General features: G+C 70.8%; 6 protein-coding genes. 1 reads left to right on the forward strand and 5 read right to left on the reverse strand.

Annotated elements, in window-relative coordinates; all coding sequences use genetic code 11:
* Window positions 1–6 precede the first annotated feature (6 nt).
* From ABZ815_RS49165 to ABZ815_RS49180, 4 genes are read right to left on the reverse strand one after another with little or no spacing between them, the layout of a single operon-like run.
* Window positions 7–2,193, reverse strand: coding sequence for a xanthine dehydrogenase family protein molybdopterin-binding subunit (locus ABZ815_RS49165; RefSeq protein WP_357709388.1), 2,187 nt, complete (start codon window positions 2,191–2,193; stop codon window positions 7–9).
* Between the two features lie 34 nt (window positions 2,194–2,227).
* Window positions 2,228–3,214, reverse strand: a complete 987-nt coding sequence (locus ABZ815_RS49170) for a xanthine dehydrogenase family protein subunit M (protein WP_352351861.1) — start codon at window positions 3,212–3,214, stop codon at window positions 2,228–2,230.
* Window positions 3,214–3,828, reverse strand: coding sequence for a (2Fe-2S)-binding protein (locus ABZ815_RS49175; protein WP_357709391.1), 615 nt, complete (start codon window positions 3,826–3,828; stop codon window positions 3,214–3,216). Before ABZ815_RS49175 ends, ABZ815_RS49170 begins: the two co-directional genes overlap by 1 nt.
* Before the next feature lie 5 nt (window positions 3,829–3,833).
* A complete protein-coding gene (locus ABZ815_RS49180; protein ID WP_357709394.1) occupies window positions 3,834–4,250 on the reverse strand; it encodes a hypothetical protein in 417 nt (138 codons plus the stop codon).
* Between the two features lie 600 nt (window positions 4,251–4,850).
* Between ABZ815_RS49180 and ABZ815_RS49185 the strand changes: the two genes are divergently transcribed.
* Window positions 4,851–6,356 carry a tyrosine-type recombinase/integrase gene (locus ABZ815_RS49185; RefSeq protein WP_357709397.1) on the forward strand — a complete coding sequence of 502 codons (1,506 nt, stop codon included), beginning with the start codon at window positions 4,851–4,853 and terminating at the stop codon, window positions 6,354–6,356.
* Window positions 6,357–7,043: 687 nt separating this feature from the next.
* On the opposite strand, the gene ABZ815_RS49190 is transcribed toward ABZ815_RS49185, so the two are convergent.
* Window positions 7,044–7,253 (reverse strand): hypothetical protein, encoded by a 210-nt coding sequence (locus ABZ815_RS49190; protein WP_357709403.1) that lies wholly within the window; start codon window positions 7,251–7,253, stop codon window positions 7,044–7,046.
* Window positions 7,254–7,993: the final 740 nt, after the last annotated feature.

Below are 7,993 nucleotides of genomic sequence, written 5' to 3' on the forward strand. Positions count from 1 at the left end.
GAGGAGTCAGGCAAGGGCGGCGAGAACCTTGTCCTGGGTGATCGGCAGGTCGCGGACGCGGTGGCCGATGGCGTGGTGGACGGCGTTGCCGATCGCGGCGCTCAGGCCGGTCGTGGGAGCCTCGCCGAAGCCGCGGGCGCCGAGCGCCGGGCTGGCCGGGTCGGGCCGGTCGATGAACGTGAGGTCCAGGTCGGGCACGTCGGCGGCCACGGGCACCAGGTAGCCGGACAGGTTCGGGGTGAGGATACGGCCCAGGTGAGGGTCGGTCAGGGTGTGCTCGGACAGGGCGACGCCGATGCCCCAGATCACGCCGCCGACGGCCTGGCTGCGCGCGGTGCGCTCGTTGAGTACCCGGCCGGGGTCATAGACGCCGACGACGCGGCGCACCCGGACCTGGCCCAGCAGCCGGTGGACGGCGACCTCGGTGAACACCGCGCCGGTCGAGACCGCCTGGACCATCCGCTCGCCCGCCGGGCTGGTCACGCGGAGAGGCCGGCCGTGGCGGCGCAGCACGTCCCGGAAGCTGGTGCGGCGCGCGGGGCGGTCGAGATCGAACAGATGTCCGTCGGCGGCGCGGACGCGGGCGGGCGGCAGGCCGTGCAGCGGGCTGCTCTCGTCCGCCACGGCCAGGGCGATCACCTGGTCGCGGGCGGCGGTCGCGGCGCGGACGACGCCCGCGCCGGTACAGGGCACGGTCGCCGACGCCGACGAGGCCGGCGCCTGGGGGTAGGCGGAGTCGCCGAGGTCGAAGCGGACCTCGGCCATCGGCAGGCCCAGCACGTCGGCGCCGAGCTGCCGCATCACCGTGGAGGTGCCGGTGCCGATGTCGTGGGTGCCGGAGCGGATCCGTGCCGCGCCGTCCACGCCGATGATCACTTCGGCTCCCGCCATCTCCCGGCCGCCCGCGGTGTGGGCCACGGTGGCCATGCCCCAGCCGAGCAGCCAGTCGCCGTCACGCATGGAGCCGGGACGCGCGGCGCGGCGCCACCAGCCGAAGCGCTCGGCGCCCCGCTCGTAGCAGGTGCGCAGGTGGTTGCTGCCGTGCCGGACGCCGCTCTGCTGGTTGGTCGCCGACCAGTTGCGGATCCTGAGCGTGACCGGGTCCAGGCCGAGCGCGTAGCTCAGCTCGTCCAGGGCCGACTCCAGGGCGTGGCTGGTGACGGTGTCCGGCGCCCGGATGTAGACGGCGTTGGCCAGGTCCAGGGCGACGGCCCGCTGGGTGGTGCGCACGTTCGGGCAGGCGTACAGGATCCGGGTGATCCGGGCGCTGGTGACGAACCGGCCCTCGGTGCCGGCCACCTGCTGGGTGAGGGTGTGGTCGATCGCGGTCAGCCGCCCGTCGCGGGTGGCGCCGACGCGCACCACCTGGTGGGACGCGGCGCGGTGGCCGTTGCTGGTGTAGGACTCGGCCCTGGTCAGCACCAGCCTGACCGGGTGTCCGACGTGCCGGGCGAGCGCCGCGGCCAGGGCGATGCGCGGCACCGCGGACGTGCCCTTGGCGCCGAACCCGCCGCCCACGTACGGGGAGATGACGCGTACCTTCTCGCGGGGCAGCCGGAACACCGTCATCAGCCCTTCCTGGGTACCGGCGATGTTCTGGGTGGACTCGTGAACCGTGAGCCGGTCGCCGTCCCAGGCGGCGACGGTCGCCGGCAGCTCCATCGGGTTGTGGTGCTGCATCGGGGTGGTGTACGTCGCCTCGACCGTGACGGGCGCGGATGTGAGCGCGGCCTCGACGTCCCCGCGCACGTACACGTTGTCGCCCCCGTCAGGTCCCTGGGGCGGCAGGTACGCGGCGTCGAGACCGTCGGCGAGCACCGTCCGCGGGGTGTCGGCCCGGTAGCTCACCGCCACCAGCCCGGCCGCGTGCCGGGCCTGCTCCAGGGTCCGCGCCACCACGGCCGCGACGGGCTGGCCGGCGTACCGGATCAGGTCGTCCTGCAACGGCAGGAAATCCTGCGGGCGAGGCCGGGGCAGCCGGCCCAGGTTCTCGTGGGTGAAGACGCCGAGCACCCCGGTGGCGGCGGCCGCCTCGGAGACCTCGATCGCGGTGACGCGGCCGCGGGCGATCGTCGAGCCGACCAGGACGGCGTGCGTCACGCCGGGAACCTGGACGTCTGCGGCGTACCGGGCCGCGCCGGTGACCTTGGCGACACCGTCCACTCTCGCGACCGGCCGGCCGACGGCGTTCATCCCGCCCCCCGCGCGACCGGGCGCCCGACGGCGTTCATCCCGCTCCCCGCGCGAACTGCTCCAGCACCTCCGCCAGGGCCCGCTGGACCAGCTCGACCTTGAACGCGTTGTCCGCGCGCGGCCTCGCCTCGCGCACCAGGGCCAGCCCGGCGGCGCGGATCGAGGCCGGGCCCAGCGGGCGCCCGATCAGCGCCTGTTCGGCGGCGGGCGAACGCCAGGGCAGGGGCGCGACGCCGCCGAAGGCCAGACTCGCCTGCGCCACCTCGCCGTCGGCGGCCAGCCGGACCAGGGCCGCGACCGAGACGACGGCGAACCCGAAAGCGGCCCGGTCCCGTACCTTCAGATACCGCGAGCCGGCGGCCGGCGGCGTGCCGGGCACATCGATCCGGGTGATCAGCTCGCCGGGACGCAGGACGGTCTCCCGGTCCGGGGTGTCGCCCGGCGGCAGGTAGAACCCCGCCATCGGGACCCGGCGCGGGCCTTCGGCGTGCAGCGTGTGCACCGTGGCCTCCAGCGCGGTCAGCGCCACGGCCAGATCCGACGGGTGCACCGCGATGCAGTGTTCGCTGCCGCCGAGGATGGCGTGCCACCGGTTGCGGCCCTCGATCGCCGGGCAGCCGCTGCCCGGGGATCGCTTGTTGCACGGCATGGACGCGTCGCGGAAGTACCAGCACCGGGTACGTTGCAGCAGGTTCCCGCCGAGCGAGGCCATGTTGCGCACCTGCGGCGAGGCCCCGCCGAGCAGCGCCTGGGCCAGCACCGGCAGCCGTCGGCGGACGGCCGGGTGCGCGGCCACGTCGCTCATCCGGCTCAGCGCGCCCAGCTCGATCCCCGCCGGGGTCTCCCGCACGCCGTCCAAGGGCAGCGCGTTGATGTCGACCAAGTGGTCGGCACGCTCGACACCGTCCCGCATCAGGTTGAGCACGTCGGTGCCGCCGGCGATGAACCGCGTCCCCGGCCGCGCGGCCAGGCGGAGCGCGGTCTCGGCGCGGCCGGGGCGGCTGTAGGCGAAGTCGTCCATCAGGACAGCTCTCCGGCGGCCTGCCGGACCGCGGCCACGATGTTCGGGTAACAGCTGCAACGGCACAGGTTGCCGCTCATCCACTCCCGGACCTCGGCATCGTCGCCTGCATGCCCCTCGGCGATGCAGGCGACGGCCGACATGATCTGGCCGGGGGTGCAGAAGCCGCACTGCAGGCCGTCCTGGTCGATGAAGGCCCGCTGGACCGGATGCAGCTCCTCACCGCGTGCCAGGCCCTCCACCGTGGTGATGTCCCGGCCCTGCTGCATGATGGCCAGCGTCAGGCAGGACTTGATCCGCCGCCCGTCCACCAGCACCGTGCAGGCCCCGCACTCGCCGCGGTCGCAGCCCTTCTTGGTGCCGGTGAGCCCGATGCTCTCGCGCAACGCGTCCAGCAGGCTCACCCGTGGTTCGAGGAGCCGTTCATAGGTCACGCCGTTGACCGTGAGCGGGACCCGGCCAGGTCCCTTGACCGGCTTCCCGGCCTGATCCGGGCGGGTGCGCGACGGGGCCGCGGGGAGGGCGGCGATGGCCGCGCCGGCCTTGATGACGGCACGCCGGGTCGGCTCCGGCTCCGGCTCCGGCTCCGGCGATGGGATGGCTGTGCTGGACATTTCGGTCATGGCCTGTCTGTGATGTCCGGCGGCAGTACGTAGCCTAAGCTGCCCGTTCGTCGGGAAGCCGGACCGCCGCGCGGGTGTCGAGAACGCGACAGCGGGTCCGTCCTGGGTTCGTCACAACGATCCGCTGACCGACGACGGAGGAGCAACCGTGCATCCGAACGAGACTGAACCGGCCGACCAGCCAGGAACTGCTGGCTCGCGACCTGACCCGCCTGGCCAATGTCGCCAAGGACGGCACACCTCGCCATGTTCCCGCGGTCGTACCGCGACATGTCCGAGCGGCGGGTCGGCTCGCCCTGCTCATCCGCCTCCAGCACGTAAGCGATCTTCTCGTCGACGAAGCCGTCCTGAGCCAGCGTGGCTGTCAAGCGCACACGGATGCGAGGAACTCCGTCGGTGGTCTCGATCGACATGTGGGAGAAGTTCGGGGGAACTGAGGCGTGCTGCCCGTCGGCCGCACGGCCTTTCGAAGCTGGTTCCGGGTAGACGGCTGCCCCTCTCCCGTGCGGATGACGGCGTGCCTGCACATCAGAGCAGTCTGCTCCCAGACGCCCGCCAGAGGCGATATGCGGCCAGATGGCCGCGCGGCAAGGCGGAGACCGGCAGCGTCCCGGGCGGGCGGTAGCCGTCGGATTCGGCTTGACCCTTGCCACCCAGGTGGGCGTCGATTCGCCCTGTCCGACACGGTCCTGAACGCGGTGGGGCGATCCTCACGGGCGTGCTCGCGTGATCATGCCCACCGCATCGTGCCGGACCGGATGGCCGCGACACGCCCCGCGCTACCCGACACGGCCGCGACCGAGGGTGTGCCGCTACCCCATCCGGCTAGCGCCGACCGTGACCAACAGGGCCGCCCCGGGGTCAGCGCTCGATACGGGACACCTACCTGGATCCGCCCTGCGATCAGTGCGGTCAGGTAGCGGCACCGTGCCGAACGCCGCCCGACCGCACCCAGCTCGCCGCAGCGTCGGCTCGATCGAACAGCGCCCGAAGAGAAGGAGACAGGACACACGATGGCTGAGGGACGTACGTTCAAACGCTGCTCGTGCCGCGACGATGACGGCAAGGCGTTCGGGCAGAAATGCCCCAAGCTGCGCGGCCCCGGCGGTGGGTGGAGCTACCGGCACGGCATCTGGAACTACCGGATCGAACTCCCGCCCACCGCGGACGGTAAGCGGCGCGGGCCGCTGCGCCGCGGCGGCTTCGCCTCCCAAGACGCCGCCGAAGCCGAGCTTGGTCAGGTGCGTGACCTGCTGGCGCTGGCCGAGACCGGCACGCTTCCGACTCTGGAGACGGTCCGCCGCAAGATCAAGACTGGGCAGCATCTGAACCAGGAGATCATCGTCGAGCAGTGGCTGACCGAGTTCCTCCACCGTAAGCGGAGGATCGAGGAGACGACCCGCCGCTCCTATGAGAGCCACATCCGCCTCTACCTCACCCCGTATCTGGGGCGGCTGCGGTTGGATCAGCTCAAGGTCAGCGACATCGCGTTGATGTTCGAGCAGATCGAGGAGTTCAACGACACCATCGCCGAACGCCGCACCGACCCCGACCCGCAGGTACGCGAGAGCGTCAAGTTCCGGCGGCCGATCAGCATCGCCACCATGCACCGCATCCGCGCCACCCTCCGCCACGCGCTCAACATGGCCATGCGCCAGGACCGGCTGATCGACTTCAACCCCGCCGCCGTCCTGGAGATGCCCGCCCACGTCCGGCCCAAGCCACTGGTGTGGACCGAGGACCGGGTCCACGCCTGGCAAGCCGACTTCGCCCAGCACCGGGAGGCGGAAAAGCAGCGCCGGAGCGGGCAGCGAGTCAACCCGATCGACGCCTACACCAGCGCTCCCCGCCCCTCCCCTGTCATGGTCTGGACGCCCGCTCAGACCCGCGTGTTCCTCGACCATGCCCGCCGCCACCGCCTGTTCGCCCTGTATCAACTGATCGCGCTGCGCGGGCTACGCCGAGGCGAGGCATGCGGACTACGGTGGAAAGAAGTCGACCTCGACGGCCACAGTCTGACGGTGAACTGGCAGCTGGTGCAGCTGGCCTGGCAGGTCCATGAGGGCACACCGAAGACCGACGCCTCGGTCCGCACCATCGCTCTGGACACCGATACGTGCCACGTGCTGCGTGCCCACCGGCAGCAGCAACTGCAGGAACGCCTGGTCATGGGCGAGGCATGGGTCGACACCGGGTTCGTGTTCACCCAGCCTGACGGCAACCGCCTGCACCCCCAGCACGTCTCCGATCAGTTCCTGTGGCTGGCCTACCTGGCCGGCCTGCCACCCATCCGGCTGCACGACCTCCGGCATGGCGCCGCCTCGCTCATGCTGGCCGCCGGAGTGGACATGAAAGTGGTGCAGGAAACGTTGGGCCACACATCCAGCGCGTTCACCGCTGACACCTACACTTCCGTCTACCCGCAGGTGGCCACCGCGGCGGCCGAGAAGACCGCCGCCCTGCTGTTCGGCAAGGAAGACCAGGCCGAAACCGGGAGAGTCGTCTCGCTGAGGAGCTGACAGTCGGATTAAGCATCCGGCCCCGCATGCGCCGCCTGCTCGCGGCGAGGCGGGGCCGCTGTTCTTGCTGAGCCGGCCCGGGATGGCGGATGATCATGGTGTGCAGGGTTGGTGCGACCGAGCACGCACGGAGCACGCAACCGCTAGACGAAAATTCTAGAACGCATCCGACGCCGCGTTATCGCAGGTCAGGCCATGATCAAAGCGCGCCCTGCAGGATTCGAACCTGCGACCGTCGGATTAGAAGCGAGATCTTTTAGTGTCGGACACTGACGTTAGATGACGCTTCGTCCCACCTCAGCGTACTTCGCGTGTCAGGCAGTGCCGGGTGCTGACAGCGTGTGACGGGGCGTATGAGCACGCGCCGAGCACAGCGGACGCCCTATTGAGCACGCCAGGCGGGGCACCACACCGCGAATACCGTGCCCAGAAACACGCCGGTACTAGGAACAGATGCCTGTCGCTGTGCTCAGCACGTGTTCCAACATCCGGATGCTCCGCCATGTGCCTGCGCGGACAGGCCTTCTTCCTTCCTGTGATGGCGGAGTCTGCGGCCTCGTCACCCACCGGCTTGAATCCCCTGAATTCTGTGAAGACTTTGGTGTGCCCTGAGCTTGATGGAGTCCATGCCAGGTAAGTCCCCCCACCCCGCCGAGCGGTGCGGATGGTCGCCGAGGTGCGACCGGATTACCCGACCGAGTGGAGACACTGTGTACCTGGGTCCGCCAGGCGCAGATCGACGAGGGCGGCCGACCCGGCCGCACCACCGATGAGGCGGCCGAACTGAAGCGGCTGCGCCGAGAGAACGCCGAACTCCGCCGCGGTCACGGCCAGTGCGGTGTCCTCCACCGGCAACAGGCCCTTCCAGCCCAGGTGGGCAGCGTTCGAGTTCGTCATGCCACCAGCGTCACCCTTGACCTTAGGGTCAAGGTCAAGTCGCGTTCCCGTGTACTCCGGCACGACAGGTGCGCGGCCTCCAAGGGCGTGCATCCAGCACAACACAGGCGAGTCCCGGCGACGCACAGCTCGTGTCAGCGCCCATGTCAGCACGACGACGGCCCGGTGTCAGTGCGGTCGGCGAAGGTGGACGTCATGAACGGTTCAGCGACTGAGGCCCGGGGAGATCCGCTCGGGCGATCCGACCTGAGCCGTCCAGCCCTCCGGGCATCGGCAGGGACCGCATGCCGCCGGCTCGGCCCACCGGGTCGGCACCGACGGCTCCATCGCCCTGACCTCCGCCACCGGCCTGGGCGGGCACGTGCTGGCCAAGGCGCCCAAGGGCGTGAAGTGGGGCAAGACCGTGGCCGACTTCGCCGACCAGAGTGCTGCCGGCCTTGACGGCCTCGATGAGCCTGCTCAAGCGGGAGGATCCGGCAGAGGCCGACCACTTCCGCAGCACCATCATCGTCGCCCTCGACGCCGCTTGACTCAAGGCCCGCAAACGCACCTGGGCCTCCTGGTACGCGACCTGATCGATGGCCCATACCCATCCCGATCGCCCATCCCGATCGCCCATCCCCGAATCACCGGACGAGCGCTTCGCATGAGCGCGACAACAGAGACGAGAAGCCATGAAGACCCCGTCCTCATCAGCGACCCAGGCACGCATCTCCGGCGTGCACCCGCGCCCGGCCGGC

The organism is Nonomuraea sp. NPDC047529 (assembly GCF_040642995.1).
GTDB lineage: Bacteria > Actinomycetota > Actinomycetes > Streptosporangiales > Streptosporangiaceae > Nonomuraea.